Raw genomic sequence first — 21,808 nt, 5'->3', positions numbered from 1 at the left:
CGGTAGGCACCAGGCAGGCTCTAATCCAGTAGGCACGCCGTGTGTCGCAAAGGTGTTTTGCCACAACACGTTCGTGCGCGCAAGAGCGAGGAGCCGGAAGTGGCCCCTGCGCCCGGTCTGCTATGGCCCGCGAACAGGCCCGGAACAGCCCCGGATCAAACCGCAGATCAGCCCCGGATCAGGCGCGGATCAGGCCGGCATCGGCATGACCAGCGCGATGGTCGACGACGGTGCCCCGGTCGTCGATCCCCCGGTCTGCTCGACGCTCAGCCCGACCTGCTCGGCGCCGCCGATGCCGTCCGCGACCACCAGGGAGCCGTCCTCGGCGCCGGTGATCAGCCCGGCCGGGCGCGGCGGGGTCGTGCCCGCCATCAGCCAGGCCTGGTAGACGTGCCCTTCGGTGGGCGCGGGCAGGCCGGCGTCCATCACCATCACGCGGTTGAGCGAGCGCGACGCGATCACCGTCGCACCGCCGCCGAGGGGCGACGTGCCGTGCCCGGTCTTCGCGTCCGGCGCCGAGAGCAGCGCCGCCACCGGCGCGTACTGCGCCTTCGCCTGGTCGAGCTGGGTCTGCGCGGTCTGCAGCTCCTGCTGCTGGGTCAGCGCGATCCCGCCGAACACCCCGCCCGCGGCGAGCCCGACGACGGCCGCGGCGGCCGCCGTGAGCACGGCCCAGCGCGGGGCGCGCCCCGACCGGCGGTGCCGCTCGGGCGAGCCGGGCCGGGTGCGCGGCGGCAGCTGGCGGGTCGCGTGCATGGCCACCATGACGCGGTCCTTGAACTCCGGCGGCGGCTCCTCGGCCATCGCCGCGCCGAGGCGGGCCGCGGTCGCGCGCAGCTCGGCGACCTCCTGCGCGCACGACTCGCACTGCTCGAGGTGGCGCGAGAACTCCGCGCGCTCGATGTCCGACACGGCGTCGAGCGCGAACGCCCCCGCCAGCGTGTGCATCTCCGGTGTGCTCACGCGGTCACCCCCAAACAGTCCCGCAGGCGGATCAGGCCGTCCCGCAACCGCGTCTTGATCGTTCCTTGCGGCGTCGACAGCACTTCGGCCACCTCGCGATAGGTGTAGCCCTGGTAGTAGGCCAGCAGCACGGACTCGCGCTGCAGGTCGGTGAGGAAGGACAGGCACCGGCGGACCTGGGAGCGTTCCAGGCTCGCGGTGACGGATTCGGCCACCTCGTCGAACGGGCGGCCGCGGGCGGCTTCGAAGGTCGCCTTCTGCTCGCGCTCGGTGCTGGCGCGCGCCGAGCGGACGCGGTCGACGGCGCGGCGGTGCGCCAGCGTCATCGCCCAGTTCAGCGCGGAGCCCTTCTCGGGCGAGTAGCGCGTCGCAGTGCGCCAGAGCTCGACGAGCACCTCCTGCGCGACCTCTTCGGACTGCGCGGAGTCGCGCACGATCCGGCGGACGAGCCCGAAGATCGGCCCGGAGAACTGGTCGTAGAGCAGCTCGAACGCCCGCTCGTCGCCCTTGGCGACGCGCACCATCAGCTCCTCGGCGCTGGGGCCGGTCTGCCCCTCGGGTTCGTCCGAGGGCACGGGGGCCATGTGGCGCTGGCGAGCCGCCTCATCCATGCAGCTGTCCTCCGGCGTTCTGCGGGGTGCGCGGGATGACCGGCGCCTTCCGCAGCCACAGGGCGATCCCGTGGCGGCGGATCAGCGCGGACACCCGCTGCGGCAGCAGGGGCCGGGCCAGGACCAGCCGGGCCAGCCACCGCGGGCTCGCCGGGCGGCGAACTCCCCGAAGCGTAGCGACCAGCGGTGTGGTGCCCCCGCGGCGCAACGCCACCGTGAGGTCGAGCAACGCTTCCGGGTGGGGCAGGCGCATCCGGTACTCGCCGTCCATCTCCTGGAACGGCGAGACGTAGAACTCCTTTTCCGCGCGCGCGAGCCCGGCCTCGTCCGGGTGCAGCAGGTAGGCGTGCCGGCCGCCGTAGGTGTTGTGCACCTCGGCGACGACGCACTCGAGCGTGCCGTCGGGACCGTGGCACCAGTAGACGCTGATCGGGTTGAACACGTACCCGAGCACGCGCGCGGCGGCCAGCATCACGACCTTGCCGCCGCGCAGGTCCACCCCGCGCTCCGCGAGCCACCCGTCGAGCTTCTCCCGGATCCCCCGGTCGTCGCCGGCCACGAAGTGGTCGCGGCGGTCGAAACCGGCGAACGGGCGCGCCCACCACGGCAACCGCGGCGGCGCGTCGAGGTCGACCAGCCACAGGTACACGCGGTGCGCGAAGGCGTGCGGCGGGTCGATCCGGCGCACGTGCGCGACGGTGGCGTCGTAGAGCGCGGTCGTCACCAGGTGACTCCCAGGGTTTCGGCGGCGCGCGCCCCGGAGGCGCAGCCGTCTTCGTGGAAGCCCCAGCCGTGGTAGGCGCCGGCGTAGGCGATCACGCCGTCGTTCAGCTCGGGCAGCCGCCGTTGCGCCGCAACGGCTTCCGGTGTGTAGACCGGGTGCTCGTAGCGCATCTTGGCGACCAGCCCGGTCCGGCCCGTGCCCTCGCCCGGGTTGAGCGTGACGACGTACCCCGTCGGCTCGTCCAGCCGCATCAGGCGGTTCATGTCGTAGCTGACCTGGACCGCGCCGGTCGGGGCGCCGCACTCGGGGGCCCGGTAGTTCCAGCCCGCGCGGGCGTCGGCCAGCGACGGCAGCACGCTGGTGTCGGTGTGCAGCCAGGCCTCGTTCTCCGAGTAGCGGAACGCGCCGAGCACGTCACGTTCGGCGTCGGACGGGTTGGCCAGCAAGGAAAGCGCCTGATCCGCGTGCGTGGCGATGACGACCCGGTCGACGCGGTGCGGGGTGTCGGCGTCGTCGCGGATCTCGACGCCGCCGCCCGCGGTCCGCAGCACCGACCGCACCGGCGTCGACAGGTGCACGGCGGTGAGCTGCTTGGCCGCGCGTTCGACGTATTCGCGGGAGCCGCCGACGACGGTCCGCCACGCGGGCGAGTTCTTGACGCTCAGCATGCCGTGGTTGCGGAGGAACTCGAACAGGTAGCGCGCCGGGTACCGCAGGGTGTCGCTGCGGTCGGCGGACCAGACCGTCGAGACCACCGGCAGCATGAAGTGGTCGACGAAGTAGCGGGAGTAGCCGCCGATGGCGAGGAACGCGCCGAGCGTCACATCACCGGCGTCCTTCGCCTCCAGCAGCCGCTTCGCGTGGCGGTGGAACCGCTTCACCTCGGCGAGCATGCGCACGTAGCGCGGGCGGACGACGTTGCCGCGCTGGGCGAACAGCCCCGGCAGCCCCTTCGCGCCGGCGTACTGCAGGCCGCAGCCGTCGCAGCGGATGCTCATCGACATCTCGGTGTCGCGCGTCTGCACGCCGAGCTCGCCGAACAGCCGCAGCAGCGTCGGGTAGGTGCGCTCGTTGTGGACGATGAACCCGGAGTCCACGCCGATGGTGCCGCCGTGGGCGCTGGGCACGTCGTGGGTGTGCGCGTGCCCGCCCAGCCGGTCGTCGGCCTCGAACAGCAGGACCTCGTACTTGCGTTGCAGCAGGTAGGCGGCAGTCAGTCCGGCCACCCCGCTGCCGATGACGGCGATGCGTTCTCCCGTGATCTCCACACCGGTACTTCGCCGCCGCCGCCGATGTGGATTGGATGAGCGCGGCACCAATCCACCGCGCAGCAGGGAGCGAATCCCGGACATGCCGAACAGCACCGCGCACCGCCTCGCCTCGTTCGCCGAAAAGCTCCTCGGCGGGCAGCTCCCCATCGGCCTCCGGACGTGGGACGGAACCCGCGCCGGACCAGTGGACGCGCCCACCGTGGTGCTGCGCAACCGCCGCGCCCTCCGCCACCTCCTCTTCGCGCCGGGTGAGCTGGGTCTCGCCCGCGCCTACGTCACCGGTGACCTCGACGTCGAAGGCGATCTCGCCGACGGCTTCCGCCGCATCTGGTCCCTCACCCGCGCGGGTGAGCTCAAGCGGGTGAAGCTGGGCCCGCGCGAGTGGGCGGAGGCCGCCAAGCTCGCCGGTGCGCTCGGCGTCATCGGCCTGCCCCCGAAGCCGCCCGTCGAAGAGGCGCGGCTGTCCGGGAAGCTGCACAGCCTGCTGCGCGACAAGTCCGCCATCGCCCACCACTACGACCTGGGCAACGCCTTCTACCAGCTGCTGCTGGACGACTCGATGGCCTACTCCAGCGCGTACTTCACCTCCGACGAACCCGGGTACGGCCTGGCGGAGGCGCAGTCCGACAAGCTGGAGATGATCTGCCGCAAGCTGGGCCTGCGCCCGGGCATGCGGCTGCTCGACGTCGGCTGCGGCTGGGGCTCGCTGCTGGTCCACGCGGCCAAGCACCACGGCGTGCACGCCGTCGGCATCACGCTCTCGGCCGAGCAGCTGCAGCACATCCGCGGCCGGCTCGCCCAGCACGACCTCGAGGACCGCGTCGAGGTCCGGCGCCAGGACTACCGCGAACTGCCGGACGCGCCGTTCGACGCGGTGGCGTCGATCGAGATGGGCGAGCACGTCGGGGAGGTCAACTACCCGGCCTACGCCGCGACGCTGCACAAGATGGTCAAGCCCGGCGGGCGCGTGCTGATCCAGCAGATGTCCCGCGGCAACGTCGCCCCCGGCGGCGGCGCGTTCATCGAGCGCTACATCGCGCCCGACATGACCATGCGCCCGGTCGGCCGGACCGTCGAACACCTCGAAACCGCCGGGCTCGAGGTGCGTGACGTCCACGCGATGCGCGAGCACTACGTCTGGACGGTACGGGCCTGGGCCGACACCCTGGAGGAGAACTGGGCCGACGTCGTCGCGCTCATCGGGGAGTCCGGCGCGCGGGTGTGGCGTCTGTACCTGGTGGGCGGGGCGCTGGCGTTCGAGGAGAACCGGATGGGTGTGGACCAGATCCTGAGCGTGCGACCGGACGTCAACGGCGTCAGCGGCATGCCGGCGACCCGGGAGTGGAACTGATGCCCCTGGGCGGCACGTTGCTGGTCACCGCCGGCGTCACGGTCGTGGCGGTGGTGGTGACCTTCGGGATCGCGCGGGCGCGCAAGCGCTACGACACGATCGACACGTTCTGGGGGCTCGGCTTCGCGATCGTCGCGCTGGCCGCGTTCCCGTTCGGCGACGGGCCGCTGCCGCTGCGGCTGGTGGTGACGGCGCTGACCGTCGTGTGGGGCGTGCGCCTGTCGGCGCACCTGCACCTGCGCAACCACAAGCTGCCGGAGGACCCGCGGTACGTGCGGATGGCCAAGCACGCTTCGCCGGCGAAGATGTTCGTGCGTGTGTACCTGGTGCAGGCCGTGGTGCTGTACTTCGTGTCGCTGCCGGTGCAGTTCGCGCAGTACGGCACGGGCATCGGCGTGCTGGGCTGGCTCGGCGTCGCCGTGTGGCTGGTCGGGTTCGGCTTCGAGACGGTCGGCGACGACCAGCTGCGCCGCTTCAAGGCCGACCCCGGCAACAAGGGCAAGGTGCTCGACACCGGGCTCTGGCGCTACACGCGGCACCCGAACTACTTCGGCGACGCGTGCGTCTGGTGGGGCCTCTACCTGCTGGCGTGCTCGACGTGGCCGGGCGCGCTGACGATCCTCTCGCCGATCGCGATGACCTACACCCTGGCCCGCGGTACGGGGAAACCGTTGCTGGAGAAGGGAATGGCCCGCACGCGCCCGGCGTACGCGCACTACGTCGAGCGCACCAGCGGGTTCTTCCCCCTGCCCCCCAAGCGCGTCACTCCCCCGTGAGACCGTCGGTCAGCTCGCGCAGCACGTCGAGGTGGCCGACGTGCCGGGCCGTCTCCTCGATCATGTGCGCGACGACCCAGCGGACGTTGAACGTCTCGTCCTTGTGCGTCACCTCGTCCGCGAGGTCGTGCTTCGCGACGATCTCGCGGCTGCGGACGCACTGGGTTTCGTAGTCGGCGAGCAGCTGCTCCACCGTTGCCTCGGGCGCGACCCGGAACTCGGCGTCCGGGTCCTGCTCCAGCTTCTCCTCCCAGGTGTCCGGTTCGCCGTCGACGACCACGGCGAACCAGTACCACTCGTTGAGCGTGAGGTGCGCGAGCAGCCCGGCGACGGTCGTCAGCTCGCTCGGCAGGTGGACCCGCCGGGCCTGCTCGAGGCTCAGTCCGCCGCTCTTCCAGGCGACGGTGGCGCGGTGGTAGTCGAGCAGGCTGGTGAGGATCTCCCGCTCGCCGCCGGTGAGCGGGATCTTCGGGCGGTCCGGTCGTTCGGTCATGGCCGGGACTCTGCCAGAAGGGTCCGACACTTTCCCGGGTCGAATACCTTGCGCACGATGTAATCGTGGGCTAGGTTTGCGGGCGTGCCGGATGAGTTCTCGTTGGACGAGCAAGCCTGCTTCGCGCTGTACGCGGCGTCCCGGGCCGTGACGGACACGTACCGTCCCCTGCTCGGCGAGCTGGGCCTCACGTACCCGCAGTACCTGGTGCTGCTGGTGCTGTGGGAGTCCGGCGACCGGCCGGTCAAGGAGATCGGCGAACGGCTGCACCTGGACTACGGCACGCTTTCCCCGCTGCTCAAACGACTCGAGGCCAACGGACTGGTGACGCGGACGCGGCGGCCCGCCGACGAACGCACCGTGGTGGTCGGCCTGACCGAGGAGGGCCGGTCGATGCGCGAGCGCGCCACCGGCGTCCCCCCGGCCATCGGCTGCGCACTGGGCCTCGACGACACCGAGCGGCGACAGCTGATCGAAACCCTGCGGCGGCTGACGGAGTCGGCCGCCGCGTACCCACCTGGAGGCACCCATGCCCAGCCGTGACGCGACCACCCACTGGACCGGCGGACTGCAGAAGGGGAAGGGCGAGGTCACGCTGGACTCGTCCAACGCCGGCACGTTCTCCGTCTCGTTCCCGACCCGCGCGGGCAACCCGGACGGCCAGACGAGCCCCGAGGAGCTCATCGCCGCGGCGCACTCGTCGTGCCTCGCGATGAACCTGTCGGGCGTGCTGGAGGCCGAGAAGCTGACGGCGGACTCGATCGACGTCAGCGCGGAGGTCACCCTCGGCCCGGCCGCCGGCGGCGGCTTCGAAATCAGCGGCATCGCGATCACCCTGCGCGCGGCGCTGCCCGGCGTGAGCGCGGAGAAGTTCGCGGAGTACGCGGAGACGGCGGAGAAGACGTGCCCGGTGTCGAAGGCCCTCGCGGGCACGACGATCACCCTGGACGCGGCACTCGTCTGAGGCGTTTGTGAACGGCCGTCCCGCTCCGGCGGGGCGGCCGTTCGCCGTCAGTGGGCGGCTGTGCGCCTCTTCAGACGAGCTTCCCGCGCTCTGGACAACCATGACGACGCCAGGTTCGCCGAAGCCCGGGCCGACGGCATCGACACCAGGCAGCCGGCGACGGCCTGGTCGGGATCCGCCCCGGCACCCTCGCCGTTCGAGACCGGTCTCCCCGAGAGCTGAACCACAGCGGGCCTGTGTTGCGGGCGAAGGCAACTGTCGCGCGGCGGGGCGGCCGTTCGTCGTCAGTGGGCGGCTTTGGCTCGATAAGTCGACTTCTTCGCCTGGTTCCCGCAGACGTCCATCGAGCACCACCGGCGCGTTCCCGGCCTCGACGTGTCCAGGAACAGCGCCCCGCAGCGCGCGCCCGCGCAGTGGCGGATCCGGTCGAACGCCGGGGAGGTCACCAGGTCCAGGGCGTCGCGGGCCAGCACCGCGAGCATCGCCGACGCGGGATCCCCGGCGCGCCAACGGAGTTCGCCCGACGGGGTCAGCGCCGGCGCCGGGACCGGCGACACCGCGAAGCGGTTCAGGCGCTGACGGGTCGCCGGGCGGCACGATGCGGCGCCGTCCGAGACCAGCTCGTGGATCGCCTCGCGCAGCACCCGGGCGTCGCGGACCGACTCCTCCGGCACGACAACCTCTCCGAACTTGCCGAACTCCTCGATCCACGCACGCCAGGAAGCGCCGTCCGGCAGCTCCTCCGTAGCATCGGACGTGCCGCGATACCGCAGCGTGCGCACGAAATCGAGGCACAACCTGCCCGCGCCCGACCGGAACCGCTCTGTCATGCACGTCACCATACCTCGGGAACCGGTTTGACTGGTACCGTCCGGGAACCGATCAAACCGGTTCCCGAGGGGTGACGATGACCGAGACGAAGCCGCAGCAGGAAGCGCCGCCCGGCTGGCTGGTGCTGTTGCTGGCCGTCTCCTGTGGACTGACGGTCGCCAACCTGTACTACGCCCAGCCGCTGCTCGCCGAGCTGCGGCACACCTTCGGGGTCGGCGAGGCCGCCGCCGGCGGGATCGTCACCGCAACGCAGATCGGGTACGCCGCGGGCATGCTCCTGCTCGTCCCGCTCGGCGACCGGCTGGAGAACCGCACGCTCGTCTCGAGCCTGCTCGCCGTCACCTGCGCGGGCCTCGTCGGCACCGGCTTCGCACCCGGGTTCGCCGTGCTGCTGCTGGCTTCCCTGCTCGTCGGGGCGACGTCGGTGGTCGTGCAGATCCTCATCCCGTTCGCCGCCGACCTGGCCCCCGACGCCATCCGCGGGCGGATCGTCGGGCGCGTGGTGAGCGGGCTCGTGTTCGGCATCCTGCTCTCGCGCGTGATCGCCAGCCTGCTCGCGGAGGTCACCAGCTGGCGCGTGGTGTTCCTCATCTCCGCCGTGGCGATGGCCGTGCTCGCCGTCGTGCTGCGGTTCAGCCTGCCGAAGCGGGCGCCCAAGACCGACGTCGGCTACGGGCAGCTGATCCGCTCGACCCTGGCGATGGTGCGGAAACACCCCGCGCTGCGCCACCGCGCGCTCTTCCAGTCGGCGATGTACGGCGCGTTCAGCGCCTTCTGGACGACGATCGCGTTCGTGCTGACCGCCCCGCCGTTCAACTACTCCCAGCTGGGCGTCGGCCTCTTCGCCCTCGCCGGTGCCGGTGGCGCGCTGATCGCCCCGCTCGCCGGGCGCTGGGCCGACCACGGGCACGGCGCCCGGCTCACCACGACCGCGTTCATCGTGTGCGCGGCCGCGTTCGCGGTCGCCGGGCTCGGTGCGCACAGCGTCGTCCTGCTGGCCATCGCCGCGATCGCGATCGACGCGGCGGTGCAGGCCACCCTGGTCGTCGGCCAGCACACGATCTACCAGCTCGACCCGTCGGCGCGCGCCCGGATCAACAGCATCTACCTGGCGACGTTCTTCGTCGGCGGCGCCATCGGTTCGCAGGCCGGCTCGATCGCCTACCACCTCGGCGGCTGGACGGCGGTCGCCGTGTTCGCCGGGGTGCTGCCACTGCTCGCCCTCGCCGGGATGACCCGCACCCGGCGCTGACGCAAAGTCACCGCAGCCCGGCGAATTTCCCCCGTTCTTGTCAGCGCATGGCCGCTGTCCGGGTATCGCGAAACTGCTACCGTACGCCCTTGGGCTGCTACCCAGGGGAGCGATCCATGACCCTCGCGGACCTCGGGCTCGACGCCACCGCCGAGCGCGCGTACCGCCATTGCCTGCGGGACAAGACGATGACCGCCGCCGGTCTCGCCGAAGCCCTGCACCTCGACCGCGCGGAAACCGCCGGGATCGTCCGCGAGCTCGTCCGGCTCGGGCTGGTCCGGCAGGTCGACGCGCAGACGTTCGAGGGGCTCGACCCGGCGATCGCCCTGGAGAACCTGATCTCGCTCGAGATCGCCCGGCTGCGGGACCAGGTCGGCCGGCTCGACGCGTGCCGGAGCCGGATCGGCCCGCTGTGCGAGGACTTCACGGCCGCCGCGCCCCGCGGCACCCGGCCGGACGTCCAGCACGTCCAGGGTCTCGACCGCGTCCGGGAGAAGCTCGACGAGCTGGCCTTCTTCGCCCGCAGGGAAATCATGGGCCTGCAGCCGAGCGGGCCGTGGAGCCCCGAGACGATCTCGGCCGCGCGGCCGCTCGACCTGCGCTGCCTGCGCCGCGGCGTCCGGATGCGCACGGTGGTGCGGGCCGAGATCCTCGACGACGAGCGGACCCGGTCGTACCTGCTCGACCTGTGCGCGCACGGCGCCGAGGTCCGCACGGCCGAAGGCGGCCGGCTCGAACGGCTGATCCTGTTCGACCGCACGGTCTTCGTCGCCCCGATCGACGCCGAGGACAGCAAGCGCGGCGCCGTCGTCGTATCCCAGCCGGGGCAGGTGGCGAACATGGTGAGCCTGTTCGAACGCGTCTGGCGGCAGGCGACGCCGGTGGGCGCCGCCGACCCGACCGCGCGCGCCGGGCTGAGCACCACCGAGAAGCAGGTGCTGGCGATCCTCTGCCAAGCGGACAAGGACGAGCTCGGCGCGCGCGAGATGGGCGTGTCGGTGCGGACGTTCCGCAAGCACGTCGCCGACGTGATGGCCAAACTCGGTGCGGCCAACCGGTTCCAGACCGCGTTGCTGGCCAAGGAACGCGGCTGGATCTGAGCGGGTTTCCTCAGGCGAAGTGCTCCCGGCGCGCGGCGACCCACTCCGCGTAGGTCGTTCCCGGACGCCCCAGCAGTTCTTCGACGACGCCGGTCGGCACCTCCGGGGTGCGCGTGGTCGCTTCGAAGCCGGTCAGCAGCCAGTCGGCGACCTCTTCCGGGACGCCGAAGCCGAGCCACCGCGCGCGTTGCTCGCCGGGAGTCAGCTCGCGGAACCGAACCTCCCTGCCCAGCACGGCTTCGAGCGTCGCGACCTGCCGGCGCAGGCTGATCGCCTCGGGTCCACTGAGGACATAGGTGGCGCCGACGTGCCCGTCGGTGGTCAGCACACGCGCGGCGACCGCGGCGATGTCACCGAGGTCGATCGGCGTCTGCGTCGAATCGCCGTAGGCCATGGCGACCTCGCTCCCGCGCACCATGCCGGCCCAGTCGAGGGTGTTGTTCATGAAGGACCCGGGCCGCAGGAAGGTCCGCGCGAACCCGGCCTGCTCGACCGCCGCTTCGACGGCGGCGTAGGCGTTGCCGCTGGAGGCCGCGTGCCCATCACCGATGCTGCTGCCGGACAACGCGACGACCCGCTCGATGCCCGCGTCGGCCGCCAGCTCGCAGAACCGCCGCACGGTCCGCGCCATCGGAGCCAGGTACACGGCGTCGACGCCGTTCAGCGGCAGCTCGTCCGGCCTGGCCAGGGAGCCGACGACCACCTCGGCTTCCTTCGGGAGGGCAGCCCGCGCGGGATCGACGGTCAGCGCGCGCACGTCCGCACCGGCCGCCAGCAGCTCGTCCACGACCAGCCGTCCGACGCTGCCGGTCGCGCCGGTCACCAGGATCGTCATGATGCCCTCCTCGTTCTCGTATGCCGTACGAGATCGTACGGCATACGGAAACTCGGGGCACACGAGTTTCCGGAAGGGGCCGAGCGGAAATCAGGACGTGATCGTCGGCAGCTCGGGTGCCGCGACGTCGTAGACCTTGCCCTCTTGGGTGAGCAGCGCCGCCAGGACCTTGGCCTTGCGGTCCGTCTGCTCCGCGGTCCCCCAGCGGACGATCTTGCCGCTCGACAGCGTGAACTCCACGCTCGCCGGGGTCTTGGCCGTCGCCGTTGTCACCTGCTTCAGCAGCTGCTCCGGGATCACGCCCAGGACCGCCGTCACCGCCCGGGTCACCGGGTCGTCCGCCGAGACCTTGGGCAGCTTCAGCTCCGGCAAGCCCGCCGGGCGGGCCGGGACCGTCTTGAAGACGACTCCGCCGCCGTCGACCAGGTGGACGCCGTCGCCGCCCGGGCCGCTGTCGAAGAACGCGATCGCCGTGCGCTCGGTCACCGTGATGTCGACCGTGTTCGGCCACGAGCGCGACACCTCGACCGTGGCGATGCCCGGCATGCCCGCCACCCGGTCGCGGATCTCGTCGGTGCTCAGCCGCAGCAGGGGCTTGTCGAGCGGGACCGCCGCCATCGCGCGGATCTGGTCGGCCGTCACCGTGCGCGAACCCGTGACCGAGACGTCCTTCGCGCCGAGCATCGAGCTGAAGAACAGCAGGTAGACCAGCGCGACCAACGTCAGCACGCTCAGCAGCGCGACCCAGCGGCGCCGGATCTCGACGCGCCGGTTCGGGCGGGTGGCGCGGGCCCGGGCCTGCGGCCGCGTGGAGGCGGCGCGGGTCCGCCGGCGTTCCTCTTCGGACCGCCGGCCGCGCCGCTCCCGGGCCAGGGCAGCGCGATCCCGCTCGTCCTCTTCGGACGGACGGCGGCGCTGGCTGGTCGAACTCATGGCGTCAGCGCTTGTCCAGCTCGGCGAGGATCTCCGGGCCCAGCTGCGTGACGTCGCCGGCGCCCATGGTGACGACGAGGTCGTGGCCCTTCACCAGCCCGGCGACCAGTTCGGCCGCGACGTCGAACGCGGGCTCGTAGTGCACCGGCACCGTCACCGCGTCCGCGATCAGCGCGCCGTTGACGCCCGGCTCCGGCTCTTCGCGCGCGCCGTAGACGTCCAGCACGACCACTTCGTCCGCCAGGGACAAAGCCGAAGCGAACTCCGCCGAGAACAGCTTGGTCCGCGAGTACAGGTGCGGCTGGAACACGACGACGACCCGGCCGGTCCCGGCCGCGGTCCGCACCGCGCGCAGCTGCGCGGCCACCTCGGTCGGGTGGTGGGCGTAGTCGTCGTAGACGCGGACGTCGCCGGAGCGGCCCTTGAACTCGAACCGGCGGCGCACGCCGCCGAACGCGGCGAGCCCGTCGGCCAGTTCGGCCGCGGGGGCGCCCAGCTCGAGCCCGGCGAGCAGCGCGGCGACCGCGTTGAGCGCCATGTGCTCCCCCGGCACCGCGACCCGGACGGACAGCTCCGCACCGTCCAGATCCAGCCGGACGACGCCGCCGTCCGGGGCCGGCGTGTAGTCGAGGATGCGGGCGTCGCCCTCACCGGTGACCGTGCGGCCGTAGCGCCGGACGCGGACGCCCAGCTCCGCGGCCTGGTCGCCCAGCTCGTCGGCCGCGGGGTCGTCACCGCAGACGATCAGCAGCCCGCCCGGCACGATCCGGCCGACGAACTCGGTGAACACCTTGGTGTAGGCCTCGGCGGTGCCGTGGTGGTCCAGGTGGTCCGGCTCGACGTTGGTCACGACGGCGACCGACGGCGAGTAGGTCAGGAACGAGCCGTCGCTCTCGTCGGCCTCGGCGACGAAGACGCCGCCCTCGCCGTGGTGGGCGTTGGCGCCGGACTCGTTGAGGTCGCCGCCGATGGCGAACGACGGGTCGAGCCGGCAGTGCTGCAGCGCCACGGTGAGCATCGACGTCGTCGACGTCTTGCCGTGCGTGCCCGCGATGCAGGCGACGCGATGGCCTTCCATCAGCCCGGCCAGCGCCTGCGCCCGGTGCAGCACCGGGATGCCGGCGGCGCGGGCCGCGGCCAGCTCGGGGTTGGTCTCCTTGATCGCCGTCGAGACGACGACCGCGGACGGCCGTTCGGCCAGCTCGTCGAGGTTCGACGCGGCCTGGCCGATGAACAGCTCGGCGCCCTGGGCCCGCAGCGACAGCAGCGCGCGCGACTCCTTGGCGTCCGAACCGGACACGAAAGCCCCGCGGGCCAGCAGGATCCGCGCGATCCCGGACATGCCGGCACCGCCGATCCCGATCAGGTGCGCGCGACGCAGTTCTTCGGGGAGCTCAGGCACCTGCGGCCTCCAGGACGATCTTGGCGAGCAGCTCGTCGGCCTCGCGGTGGCCCATGCCGACCGCGGCGGCGCCCATCTTGGCGACCCGGTCGGCGTCGACGGTCAGCGGGACGACCAGTTCGGCGATCTTCGCCGCGGTGAGGTCGGCGTCCTCGACCATCAGCGCCGCGCCGGCCGTGACGGCGGGGCGGGCGTTGGTGGCCTGCTCGCCGTTGCCGTGCGGCAGCGGGACGAACACCGCGGGCAGACCGACCGCCGTCACCTCGGCGACGGTCATCGCGCCCGAGCGGCACACGGCGACGTCGGCCGCCGCGTAGGCCAGGTCCATCCGCTCCAGGTAGGGCACCGGCACGTACGCCGGCTTCCCCGGGAACTCCTGCACGACCAGGGTGTTCTTCGGGCCGTGCGCGTGCAGCACGCCGATGCCGGCGTCGGCCAGCTCCTTCGCCGCGCCGGACACCGCGCTGTTGATCGACTGCGCGCCCTGCGAGCCGCCGAACACCAGCAGCGTCGGCGCGTCCGGGTCCAGCCCGAAGTACTCGCGGGCCTCGGCGCGCAGCGCGGCGCGGTCGAGGGAGGTGATCGACCGCCGCAGCGGGATCCCGACGACCTCGGCCTTGGGCAGCGGCGTGCCGGGGACGGCGACCGCGACGCGCGCGGCGAACCGGGCGCCGACCTTGTTCGCCAGGCCCGGCGACTGGTTGGCCTCGTGCACGACGATCGGGGTGCGCCCGCGCGCGGCCAGGTAGGCCGGGAGGGCGACGTAGCCGCCGAAGCCGACGACGACGTCCGCGCCGACCCGCTCCAGGACCTCGCGGGTCCTGCGCACCGAGTCGCGGACCTTCAGGGGCAGCCGCAGCAGCTCCGGCGTGGGCTTGCGGGGCAGCGGGACCGGCGGGATCAGCTCGAGGGTGTACCCGCGGGCCGGGACGAGCTTGTTCTCGAGGCCGCGCTCGGTGCCGAGCGCGACGACCGTCGCGTCCGGGCGCAGCCGCATGACGGCGTCGGCCAGGGCGAGGGCGGGTTCGATGTGTCCTGCGGTGCCACCACCGGCGACCACGACCACGGGTGCTTTGCCCGCGACGGTTCGCTCGGTTCCCTTGACGGGCTTACTCACCAATGACCTCTCCGGTTCGCGGTACTCCGGGTACCACGGCTCGCTGTTGTCCGCGCGGCCCCGCGAGACGTGGCCGTGCTCGTCCGTGCCGCGCTGCGGCGCACCGGCTCGCGGACCGACTTGCGCCGTTCCTGCGCCGGGGCGGGCCGCGCCGCACGGGGCGCGGGCCTGGCCGCCTTCGCCCCGGCGCGCGCCGCCCCCTTGCGCGTGGCGGGCGGGCGGTACGGGTCGGGCGCGGGCAGCCGCAGCAGACGTCCGAATTTACCCGGCCCCTGTGTCCGCAGCGCGGCCACCGCCTCCGGTTCGTGCCGGGCGGCGTTCGCGAGCACGCCCATGATGAGCATGGTGATCACCAGCGAGGTGCCGCCGTAGGAGATCAGCGGCAGCGTGACGCCGGTGACGGGCAGCAGGCCGACGACGTAGCCGATGTTGATGCCGGCCTGCGCCACGAGGAACACGGTGAGCGTGCCGGAGACGATCCGGATCCACGGGTCGATGTTGCGGGTGGCGATCCGCAGGCCCACGACGGCGACCCCGCCGAACAGGGCGAGCACGACGACGCAGCCGACCAGCCCGAGCTCCTCGCCGATCAGGGCGAAGATGAAGTCGTTCTGCACGTTCGGCAGGTAGCCCCAGTTGGACGCGCCCTGGCCGAGCCCCTTGCCGAGGAACCCGCCGTCGGCGAGCGCGAGCTTGGCCTGGTTGGCCTGGAAGCCGGCGGCGCTGGTGTCGGGGTCCGGCGAGAGGAACGACATGACGCGCGCGAGGCGGTAGGGCGCGATCAGCGCGAGCACGAGGACGCCGGCCAGGCCGCCCGCGAGGATGACGCCGAACAGCCGTTTCGGCGCACCGGCGAACCAGAGCAGGGCCAGCAGCACCACGGCGAGGGTGACCGTGCCGCCCAAGTCGGGCTGCAGCATGACCAGGGCGAACATCAGCAGCGCGATCGGCACCACGGGCACCAGCAGGTGCCGCCACTGGTGGATCACGTTGTACTTGATCACCAGGATGTGCGCGCCCCAGAACGCGAGCGCGACCTTCGCGGCCTCGACCGGCTGGAAGGTGAAGTCGCCGATCCGGAACCAGCCCTGCGAGCCGTTCACGGTCGAGCCCAGCGGGGTCAGGACCAGGACCAGCAGGCCGAGGCAGACGACCGTGGCGGTGGCCGACATCCGCCGGATCCGCTCGAGCTTGACCCGCATGCCCACCCAGAACACGACGCCGCCGAGCGCGACGAAGACCAGGTGCTTGGTGAACAGCGCGTACACGCCGCTGCCGGTCTTCGGGTCGTACGAGCCGACCGACGACGCCGAGAGCACCATGACGATGCCGATCACGGTGAGCACGCCGGTGAGGGCGAGCACGAGGTGGAAGGACGCCAGCGGGCGCGAGAGCCACGCGGTCAGCGCGGTCCGGAAGACGACGAAGCCGCTCTCCTTGCGCTCCCGGCGCGGCCGCTTCGGCGGTGGCTGCCGTTTCTTGGCCTGCTCAACTGCCGTCACTCGGCGCCCCCGCTGCGTCGTCGTGGAGGACGCGCACCGCGGCGGCGAACGCGTCGCCGCGCTCACCGTAATTGCGGAACATGTCCAACGACGCCGCGGCGGGTGCGAGCAGCACCACGTCACCTGGCCGGGCCATCGCGCTGGCCGCACTCACCGCCGCAGTCATGGGTTCATGGTCACCCGGATGGAGGCTGTTCACCGGGACATCCGGCGCGTGTCGCGCAACCGCGGCGGCGATCACGGGTGAATCCACCCCGAGTAGCACGACTCCGCGCAGGCGGCCTGCGATGCTGCTCACCAGTTCGTCCACCGAGGCGCCCTTGAGCTGGCCGCCGGCGATCCACACGATGCTCTCGTGCGCGCGCAGCGACCCGGCGGCCGCGTGCGGGTTGGTCGCCTTCGAGTCGTTGACGTACCGGATGCCGGCGACCTCGGCGACCTCGACGGCCCGGTGCGGCGCCGGCTGGTAGTCGCGCAGGCCCTTCAGCACGGCGTCGGGCGTGACGCCGTGGGCGCGGGCCAGCGCGGCCGCGGCCAGCGCGTTCGAGACGTTGTGCGGGCCGGCCGGGCGGACGTCGGCGATCGTGGCCAGCTCCTCGGCGCTGACCGCCGGGTCGGCGGTGAAGGCGCGGTCGACCAGCAGGTCCTCGACCAGGCCGAGCTCGCCGGCGAACGGCGTGTCCAGCCGGAACGCGACGCGGCGGGCGCCCTCGGGCGCGTGCTCGTCGGCGATCCGCTTCGACCACTCGTCGTCGGCGTTGTGCACCACGACCTTGGCGTTGGCGTACGCGCGGCCCTTGGCGGCGCCGTAGTCGTCCATCGAGCCGTGCCAGTCGATGTGGTCCTCGGCGAGGTTCAGCACGACGGCGGCGTCCGGGGCGAGGGTCGAGGACCAGTGCAGCTGGAAGCTCGACAGCTCCACGGCCAGCACGGTGTACCCGGCCTGGACGGCGTCGAGCGCCGCGTAGCCGATGTTCCCGCAGGCCACGGCGTGGGCGCCGGCGGCCCGCAGGATCGACTCGAGCATGCCCGCGGTGGTCGTCTTGCCGTTGGTGCCGGTGACGACCAGCCACGACGGCGGGTGCTCGCGCAGCTGCCCGACCCGCCAGGCCAGCTCGACGTCGCCGATCACCTCGACGCCCGCCTCGGCCGCGGCCACCAGCAGCGGCGACGTCGGGCGCCAGCCGGGGCTGGTGACGACGAGGACGACGTCGGACGGCGGCTCGGTCAGCCCGGGCACCAGCTCGGCGCCCAGGCCCTCGAGCTCGGCCAGGCGCTCGGCGTTGCCGTCCGTGACGGTGACGCGCGCGCCCAGCTCGACCAGCACGGGAACGATCGACTTGCCGGTCACACCGGCACCGGCGACCAGGACGTGACGACCGTCGATCTCCACGTCAGCCTCCGAGCTGCTCGCTGTAGAACAGGCCGAGGCCGAACATGCAGCAGATCGCCGACAACAGCCAGAACCGGATGATCACCGTGGTTTCGGCCCACCCGGCCAGTTCGAAGTGGTGGTGGAAGGGGGCCATCCGGAACAGTCTTCGCCGGGTGGTCCGGAACACCGCGATCTGCGCGACCACCGAGATCATCTCGACCATGAACAGGCCGCCGATGACGATGGCGAGCAGCTCGGTGCGGGTGGTCATCGACAGCCCGGCGACCAGGCCGCCGAGGGCCAGCGAGCCGGTGTCGCCCATGAAGATCTTCGCCGGGGCCGCGTTCCACCAGAGGAACCCGACGCACGCGCCGGCCGCCGCCGCGGCGACCACCGCCAGGTCGAGTGGATCTCGGACGTCGTAACAGGCGGCCGCCGGGCCGTTCGCGCAGGAAAGCCGCTCCTGCCAGAAGGAGATGACCACGTAGGTGGCCAGCACCATCGCCGCCGCGCCGCCGGCCAGGCCGTCGAGGCCGTCGGTGAAGTTCACCGCGTTCGACCAGCCGGAGATCACGATGTAGCAGAAGATCACGAAGATCACCGACGGGAAGGTGATCAGCGCGAGGTCACGGGCGTAGGAGAGGCTCTCCGACGCCGGCGTGATGCCCTGCTCGTTCGGGAAGTTCAGGGCCAGGACCGCGAAGGCGATGGTGACCACGAGCTGGCCGACCAGCTTCGCGGTCTTGTTCAGCCCGAGGTTGCGCTGCTTGCGGATCTTGATGAAGTCGTCGAGGAACCCGACGACGCCCAGGCCGACCGCGAGCATCAGCACGAGCAGCCCGGAGACCGTCGGCGCGCCGCTGCGGGCGTTGAACATCCAGTTGATCAGGTGCGCGGCGAAGTACCCGACGACCATCGCGATGATGATCGCGACACCGCCCATGGTCGGGGTACCGCGCTTGGACTTGTGTCCCTGGGGGCCTTCCTCGCGGATCTCCTGGCCGAAGCCCTGCCGGGAGAAGACCCGGATCAGGTAGGGCGTGAGCAGGATGGAGACCAGCAGGCCCGCAGCGGCCGCGATCAGGATGCTGATCACGCGTCACCACCGTTCGAGCGTTCTCGGTTGTCTTGGGGGGAGTTCCCGGGGTCGAGCAGAGCTTCGGCCACCCGCCAGAGACCGGCGGCTTTGGAGGCCTTGACCAGCACCACGTCCCCGGGACGGAGCTGATCATGCAGCAGGGCGGCGGCGGCCTCGACGTCGGGTACCAGCTTCGCTTCCTCGCCCCAGGAGCCCTCCTGGGTGGCCCCCTGGTGCATGGCCGCCGCCTCCGGGCCGATCACGACGAGCTTGGCGATGTTGAGCCGCACGACGAGCCGGCCGATCTCGTCGTGCGCGGGGATCGTGTCCGCGCCGAGCTCGCCCATCACGCCGAGCACGGCCCAGGACCGGCGGCCGCTCTCGCGCGTCATCGCCGCCAGGGCCTTCAGGCCGGCCCGCATCGACTCGGGGTTGGCGTTGAAGGAGTCGTTGAGGACCGTGACGCCGTCGGCGCGGGTGACGACCTCCATGCGCCGCGCGGACCGCCGTTCGAGCGACGACAGCCCCGCGGCGATCGCCGCCGGGGTCGCGCCCAGTTCGAGGGCGACCGCCGCGGCGGACAGCGCGTTGCCGACGTGGTGCTCGCCGTGCAGCGGGAGCGTGACGTCGGCGTCACCGGCCGGGGTGACCAGCCGGAAGGAAGCGCGGGCCTCGTCGTCGAGGGTGATGCGCTCCGCGCGGATGTGGGCGGACGCGGTCTCGCCGACGAACACCACGCGGGCCTTCGTCCGGCTCGCCATGGCCGCGACCAGCGGGTCGTCCAGGTTGAGGACCGCGACGCCGTCTTCGGGCAGCGCCTCGACCAGCTCGCCCTTGGTCTTCGCGATGCCTTCGCGGGAGCCGAACTCGCCGACGTGCGCGGAGCCGACGTTGAGCACCACGCCGATCTTCGGCGGGGCGATCTCGGCGAGGTGGGCGATGTGCCCCGGCCCGCGCGCGGACAGTTCCAGCACCAGGTGCCGGGTGCTCGCGTCGGCCCGCAGGGCGGTCCAGGGGTGACCCAGCTCGTTGTTGAACGACCCGGGCGGCGCGACCGTCGGGCCGAGCGGCTCGAGCAGCTGCGCGATGACGTCCTTGGTGGACGTCTTGCCCGACGAGCCGGTGACGCCGACGACGGTCAGGTTGCCCTCGGCCAGGCGCTGCACGACGTAACGGGCGAGCTTCGCGAGCGCGCCCAGCACTGCCGCGCCGGAGCCGTCCTGGTCGCCGGTCAGCGCGACCGACCGCTCGTGGGCCTCCCCCGCCCCCAATGGAGGCACGACGATCGCGGGCGCGTCGACCTCCCGGGCGGCCAGCACGGCGACGGCACCGGACTCGACGGCCTTCGCCGCGAAGTCGTGGCCGTCGACCTTCTCCCCCGGCAGGGCGACGAACAGGCCACCGGGGACGAGCTTCCGGGTGTCGAACTCCACGCTGCCGGTCACCTGGGCGCCCGGGTCGGCGCGGTGCAGCCGGCCGCCGACGACGTCGGCGATCTCGGCCAGGCTGAGCACGATCACACACTCACCTCGAGTTTGTTGCGGATGGCCGCGGCCAGCTCGTCGCGGTCGGAGAACGGGTGCACGACGCCGCCGGCCTCCTGGCCGGTCTCGTGCCCCTTGCCGGCGAGGAAAACGATGTCGCCCGGGCCGGCGAGCGCGACGGCGCGCGCGATGGCCTCGCGGCGGTCGCCGATCTCGGCGATCTCGCCGCCCTCGGCCGGGCCGACCCCGCGGGCGCCGGCCAGCATCGCCGCGCGGATGGCCGCGGGGTCCTCGGAGCGCGGGTTGTCGTCGGTGACGATCAGGACGTCGCTGCGGCGGGCCGCCGCCTCGCCCATCATCGGGCGCTTCGCGGTGTCCCGGTCGCCGCCGCAGCCGAGCACGGTGATGATCCGGCCGTCGGTGCGGGCGCGCAGCGCGTCCAGGCCCTGCGCGACCGCGGCCGGCTTGTGGGCGTAGTCGACGACGGCGGTGAACTCCTGGCCGACGTGCACCCGCTCCATCCGGCCCGGCACCTGCACCCGGGCGAGCCCGGCGACGATGTGCTCCAGGCCGACCCCGGCGGTGCTCAGGATCGCGGCGGCGAGCACGGCGTTGGCGACGTTGAACTCGCCCGGCAGCGGGATCCGGGCGGGCGCGCTGACGCCGTCCGGGCCGTGCAGGGTGAACGTCTGCTCGCCGTGCGGGGTGGCTTCGAGGTCGGTGGCCTTCCACGCGGCGTCGGTGCCGGGATCCGTGGTCACGGTGACCGTCTGCGGCGTGAGCAGGGCCTGTCCCCACGCGCTGTCGACCACGACGACCTCGGTGGTCGAGCGGCCGTCGAACAGCAGCGCCTTCGCGGCGAAGTACTCCTGCATGTCCTTGTGGAAGTCCAGGTGGTCCTGGGAGAGGTTGGTGAACGCGCCGACGGTGAACCGGGTGCCGTTGGCCCGGCCGAGCGCGAGCGCGTGGCTGGAGACCTCCATCGCCACGTGCGTCACGCCGCGCTCCAGCATCACCGCGAGCAGCGCCTGCAGGTCCGGGGCCTCCGGCGTGGTGAACCCGCTGACCAGCCGTTCGCCGGCGATCCGGGTCTCGACGGTGCCGATCATGCCGGTGGTCAGCCCGGCGGCCTCGAGCCCGGCGTCGACCAGGTAGGACGTCGTGGTCTTGCCGGAGGTGCCGGTGACGCCGAGCACGGACAGCCGCAGCGACGGCTCGCCGTAGATCCAGGCGGCGATCTCGCCGAGGGCGGCGCGCGGGTCGGCGTGCACGAGGATCGGGACGCCGGCGTCGCGCAGCGCGGGCCGCTCGGCGCCCGCGGCGTCGGTGAGGACCGCGACGGCCCCGGCGGCGACGGCCTGGTCGCTGAAGTCGGCGCCGTGCGCGCGGGCGCCGGGCAGCGCGGCGAACAGGTCGCCGGGCAGCACGTGCTGGGCCCGCAGCGTGGTGCCGGTGACGGTGAGGTCGGCGGCGTCGGGCGAGTCGGCGATCAGGCGGGCGTCCGCCCTGGCGAGCAGCGTCGCCAGCGGGACCGGGACGATGCGCGCCGGGCGCGGCGGTGCGGGGACCGCTTTCACCGGGCTTTCCGGCACCGGGGAACTGGACGAGGACACGGACACGGCCAAGAGGCTACCGGCGGCCGGTTCGGGGGCCCTCACGCGGTACGGCGATTGCGTGCGCGCCCGGCACATGTGCTAGACGCGCCGGCAGACCCTCTTGCGGCGCAACAGTTTCCCGCATGCGCGG

At 72.5% G+C, this 21,808-nt stretch carries 21 protein-coding genes; 6 read left to right on the top strand and 15 right to left on the bottom strand.

Translation table 11 applies throughout. The features are described from left to right. Positions 1 to 189 precede the first annotated feature (189 nt). Genes OHS58_RS02940 through OHS58_RS02925 form a run of 4 tightly spaced genes read right to left on the bottom strand, consistent with a single transcriptional unit; the run spans position 190 to position 3,566 of the window. On the bottom strand, positions 190 to 963 hold the full coding sequence (locus tag OHS58_RS02940; protein ID WP_442788183.1) for an anti-sigma factor: 774 nt from the start codon (positions 961 to 963) through the stop codon (positions 190 to 192). Then, positions 960 to 1,574 carry an ECF RNA polymerase sigma factor SigK gene (gene sigK / locus OHS58_RS02935; protein WP_328647040.1) on the bottom strand — a complete coding sequence of 205 codons (615 nt, stop codon included), beginning with the start codon at positions 1,572 to 1,574 and terminating at the stop codon, positions 960 to 962. Before sigK ends, OHS58_RS02940 begins: the two co-directional genes overlap by 4 nt. After that, entirely contained in the window at positions 1,567 to 2,301 is a 735-nt protein-coding gene (locus tag OHS58_RS02930) for a DUF1365 domain-containing protein (RefSeq protein ID WP_247064449.1), read from the bottom strand. The genes sigK and OHS58_RS02930 overlap by 8 nt, the downstream gene beginning before the upstream one ends. Beyond that, positions 2,295 to 3,566, bottom strand: coding sequence for an NAD(P)/FAD-dependent oxidoreductase (locus OHS58_RS02925; RefSeq protein WP_328647039.1), 1,272 nt, complete (start codon positions 3,564 to 3,566; stop codon positions 2,295 to 2,297). The genes OHS58_RS02930 and OHS58_RS02925 overlap by 7 nt, the downstream gene beginning before the upstream one ends. 82 nt (positions 3,567 to 3,648) lie before the next feature. Here OHS58_RS02925 and OHS58_RS02920 point away from each other — a divergent pair, with 82 nt between their 5' ends. Then, positions 3,649 to 4,920, top strand: a complete 1,272-nt coding sequence (locus OHS58_RS02920; RefSeq protein ID WP_328647038.1) for a cyclopropane-fatty-acyl-phospholipid synthase family protein — start codon at positions 3,649 to 3,651, stop codon at positions 4,918 to 4,920. Next, a complete protein-coding gene (locus OHS58_RS02915; RefSeq protein ID WP_328649763.1) occupies positions 4,920 to 5,696 on the top strand; it encodes a DUF1295 domain-containing protein in 777 nt (258 codons plus the stop codon). The genes OHS58_RS02920 and OHS58_RS02915 overlap by 1 nt, the downstream gene beginning before the upstream one ends. Here OHS58_RS02915 and OHS58_RS02910 read toward each other — a convergent pair. Continuing rightward, the gene (locus tag OHS58_RS02910) at positions 5,683 to 6,189 is read right to left on the bottom strand and encodes a DinB family protein (RefSeq protein ID WP_328647037.1); all 507 of its coding nucleotides are present in this window, start codon (positions 6,187 to 6,189) and stop codon (positions 5,683 to 5,685) included. The genes OHS58_RS02915 and OHS58_RS02910 overlap by 14 nt on opposite strands. Before the next feature lie 84 nt (positions 6,190 to 6,273). Between OHS58_RS02910 and OHS58_RS02905 the strand changes: the two genes are divergently transcribed. Together OHS58_RS02905 and OHS58_RS02900 are read left to right on the top strand one after the other, a co-directional pair. Beyond that, a complete protein-coding gene (locus OHS58_RS02905; protein WP_326951438.1) occupies positions 6,274 to 6,732 on the top strand; it encodes a MarR family winged helix-turn-helix transcriptional regulator in 459 nt (152 codons plus the stop codon). After that, on the top strand, positions 6,719 to 7,153 hold the full coding sequence (locus OHS58_RS02900; protein ID WP_247054564.1) for an OsmC family peroxiredoxin: 435 nt from the start codon (positions 6,719 to 6,721) through the stop codon (positions 7,151 to 7,153). Before OHS58_RS02905 ends, OHS58_RS02900 begins: the two co-directional genes overlap by 14 nt. Before the next feature lie 284 nt (positions 7,154 to 7,437). Here the strand turns inward: OHS58_RS02900 and OHS58_RS02895 are convergent, their stop codons facing one another. Beyond that, entirely contained in the window at positions 7,438 to 7,983 is a 546-nt protein-coding gene (locus OHS58_RS02895; RefSeq protein ID WP_328647036.1) for a CGNR zinc finger domain-containing protein, read from the bottom strand. Between the two features lie 77 nt (positions 7,984 to 8,060). Here OHS58_RS02895 and OHS58_RS02890 point away from each other — a divergent pair, with 77 nt between their 5' ends. Both OHS58_RS02890 and OHS58_RS02885 read left to right on the top strand, forming a co-directional pair. After that, complete coding sequence (locus OHS58_RS02890) at positions 8,061 to 9,236, top strand: MFS transporter (RefSeq protein ID WP_328647035.1); 1,176 nt, start codon at positions 8,061 to 8,063, stop codon at positions 9,234 to 9,236. A 116-nt stretch (positions 9,237 to 9,352) separates the two neighbouring features. Further along, complete coding sequence (locus tag OHS58_RS02885; RefSeq protein WP_328647034.1) at positions 9,353 to 10,336, top strand: LuxR C-terminal-related transcriptional regulator; 984 nt, start codon at positions 9,353 to 9,355, stop codon at positions 10,334 to 10,336. Between the two features lie 10 nt (positions 10,337 to 10,346). Here the strand turns inward: OHS58_RS02885 and OHS58_RS02880 are convergent, their stop codons facing one another. The 9 genes from OHS58_RS02880 to OHS58_RS02840 all read right to left on the bottom strand — a co-directional run bounded on the left by OHS58_RS02880 (position 10,347) and on the right by OHS58_RS02840 (position 21,639). Continuing rightward, on the bottom strand, positions 10,347 to 11,171 hold the full coding sequence (locus OHS58_RS02880; RefSeq protein WP_328647033.1) for an NAD(P)H-binding protein: 825 nt from the start codon (positions 11,169 to 11,171) through the stop codon (positions 10,347 to 10,349). 90 nt (positions 11,172 to 11,261) lie between these two features. Further along, complete coding sequence (locus OHS58_RS02875; RefSeq protein WP_326951444.1) at positions 11,262 to 12,104, bottom strand: cell division protein FtsQ/DivIB; 843 nt, start codon at positions 12,102 to 12,104, stop codon at positions 11,262 to 11,264. A gap of 4 nt (positions 12,105 to 12,108) precedes the next feature. Beyond that, positions 12,109 to 13,506: a UDP-N-acetylmuramate--L-alanine ligase gene (gene murC / locus OHS58_RS02870; protein WP_328647032.1), complete on the bottom strand. Its 1,398-nt coding sequence runs from the start codon at positions 13,504 to 13,506 to the stop codon at positions 12,109 to 12,111. Then, positions 13,499 to 14,623, bottom strand: coding sequence for an undecaprenyldiphospho-muramoylpentapeptide beta-N-acetylglucosaminyltransferase (gene murG / locus OHS58_RS02865; RefSeq protein ID WP_328647031.1), 1,125 nt, complete (start codon positions 14,621 to 14,623; stop codon positions 13,499 to 13,501). Before murG ends, murC begins: the two co-directional genes overlap by 8 nt. Beyond that, positions 14,620 to 16,125: a putative lipid II flippase FtsW gene (ftsW, locus tag OHS58_RS02860; RefSeq protein WP_247054578.1), complete on the bottom strand. Its 1,506-nt coding sequence runs from the start codon at positions 16,123 to 16,125 to the stop codon at positions 14,620 to 14,622. The genes murG and ftsW overlap by 4 nt, the downstream gene beginning before the upstream one ends. Then, positions 16,112 to 17,518, bottom strand: a complete 1,407-nt coding sequence (murD, locus tag OHS58_RS02855; protein ID WP_328647030.1) for a UDP-N-acetylmuramoyl-L-alanine--D-glutamate ligase — start codon at positions 17,516 to 17,518, stop codon at positions 16,112 to 16,114. Before murD ends, ftsW begins: the two co-directional genes overlap by 14 nt. Position 17,519: 1 nt before the next feature. After that, a complete protein-coding gene (gene mraY, locus OHS58_RS02850) occupies positions 17,520 to 18,596 on the bottom strand; it encodes a phospho-N-acetylmuramoyl-pentapeptide-transferase (protein WP_247054583.1) in 1,077 nt (358 codons plus the stop codon). Beyond that, positions 18,593 to 20,098, bottom strand: coding sequence for a UDP-N-acetylmuramoyl-tripeptide--D-alanyl-D-alanine ligase (locus OHS58_RS02845; RefSeq protein WP_328647029.1), 1,506 nt, complete (start codon positions 20,096 to 20,098; stop codon positions 18,593 to 18,595). The genes mraY and OHS58_RS02845 overlap by 4 nt, the downstream gene beginning before the upstream one ends. Then, on the bottom strand, positions 20,095 to 21,639 hold the full coding sequence (locus OHS58_RS02840) for a UDP-N-acetylmuramoyl-L-alanyl-D-glutamate--2,6-diaminopimelate ligase (RefSeq protein WP_328649762.1): 1,545 nt from the start codon (positions 21,637 to 21,639) through the stop codon (positions 20,095 to 20,097). Before OHS58_RS02840 ends, OHS58_RS02845 begins: the two co-directional genes overlap by 4 nt. Between the last annotated feature and the right edge of the window lie 169 nt (positions 21,640 to 21,808).

Source organism: Amycolatopsis sp. NBC_00348, from assembly GCF_036114655.1.
Classification (GTDB): domain Bacteria; phylum Actinomycetota; class Actinomycetes; order Mycobacteriales; family Pseudonocardiaceae; genus Amycolatopsis.
This window is presented reverse-complemented; position numbering and strand designations above follow the sequence as displayed.

What these genes read in the sequence shown, in the direction of transcription:
- sigK (WP_328647040.1), bottom strand. Translation starts at nt 1,574, where the DNA reads ATGGATGAGGCGGCTCGCCAGCGCCACATGGCCCCCGTGCCCTCGGAC.
- OHS58_RS02920 (WP_328647038.1), top strand. Translation starts at nt 3,649, where the DNA reads ATGCCGAACAGCACCGCGCACCGCCTCGCCTCGTTCGCCGAAAAGCTC.
- OHS58_RS02915 (WP_328649763.1), top strand. Translation starts at nt 4,920, where the DNA reads ATGCCCCTGGGCGGCACGTTGCTGGTCACCGCCGGCGTCACGGTCGTG.
- OHS58_RS02910 (WP_328647037.1), bottom strand. Translation starts at nt 6,189, where the DNA reads ATGACCGAACGACCGGACCGCCCGAAGATCCCGCTCACCGGCGGCGAG.
- OHS58_RS02900 (WP_247054564.1), top strand. Translation starts at nt 6,719, where the DNA reads ATGCCCAGCCGTGACGCGACCACCCACTGGACCGGCGGACTGCAGAAG.
- OHS58_RS02895 (WP_328647036.1), bottom strand. Translation starts at nt 7,983, where the DNA reads ATGACAGAGCGGTTCCGGTCGGGCGCGGGCAGGTTGTGCCTCGATTTC.
- OHS58_RS02890 (WP_328647035.1), top strand. Translation starts at nt 8,061, where the DNA reads ATGACCGAGACGAAGCCGCAGCAGGAAGCGCCGCCCGGCTGGCTGGTG.
- OHS58_RS02885 (WP_328647034.1), top strand. Translation starts at nt 9,353, where the DNA reads ATGACCCTCGCGGACCTCGGGCTCGACGCCACCGCCGAGCGCGCGTAC.
- OHS58_RS02880 (WP_328647033.1), bottom strand. Translation starts at nt 11,171, where the DNA reads ATGACGATCCTGGTGACCGGCGCGACCGGCAGCGTCGGACGGCTGGTC.
- OHS58_RS02875 (WP_326951444.1), bottom strand. Translation starts at nt 12,104, where the DNA reads ATGAGTTCGACCAGCCAGCGCCGCCGTCCGTCCGAAGAGGACGAGCGG.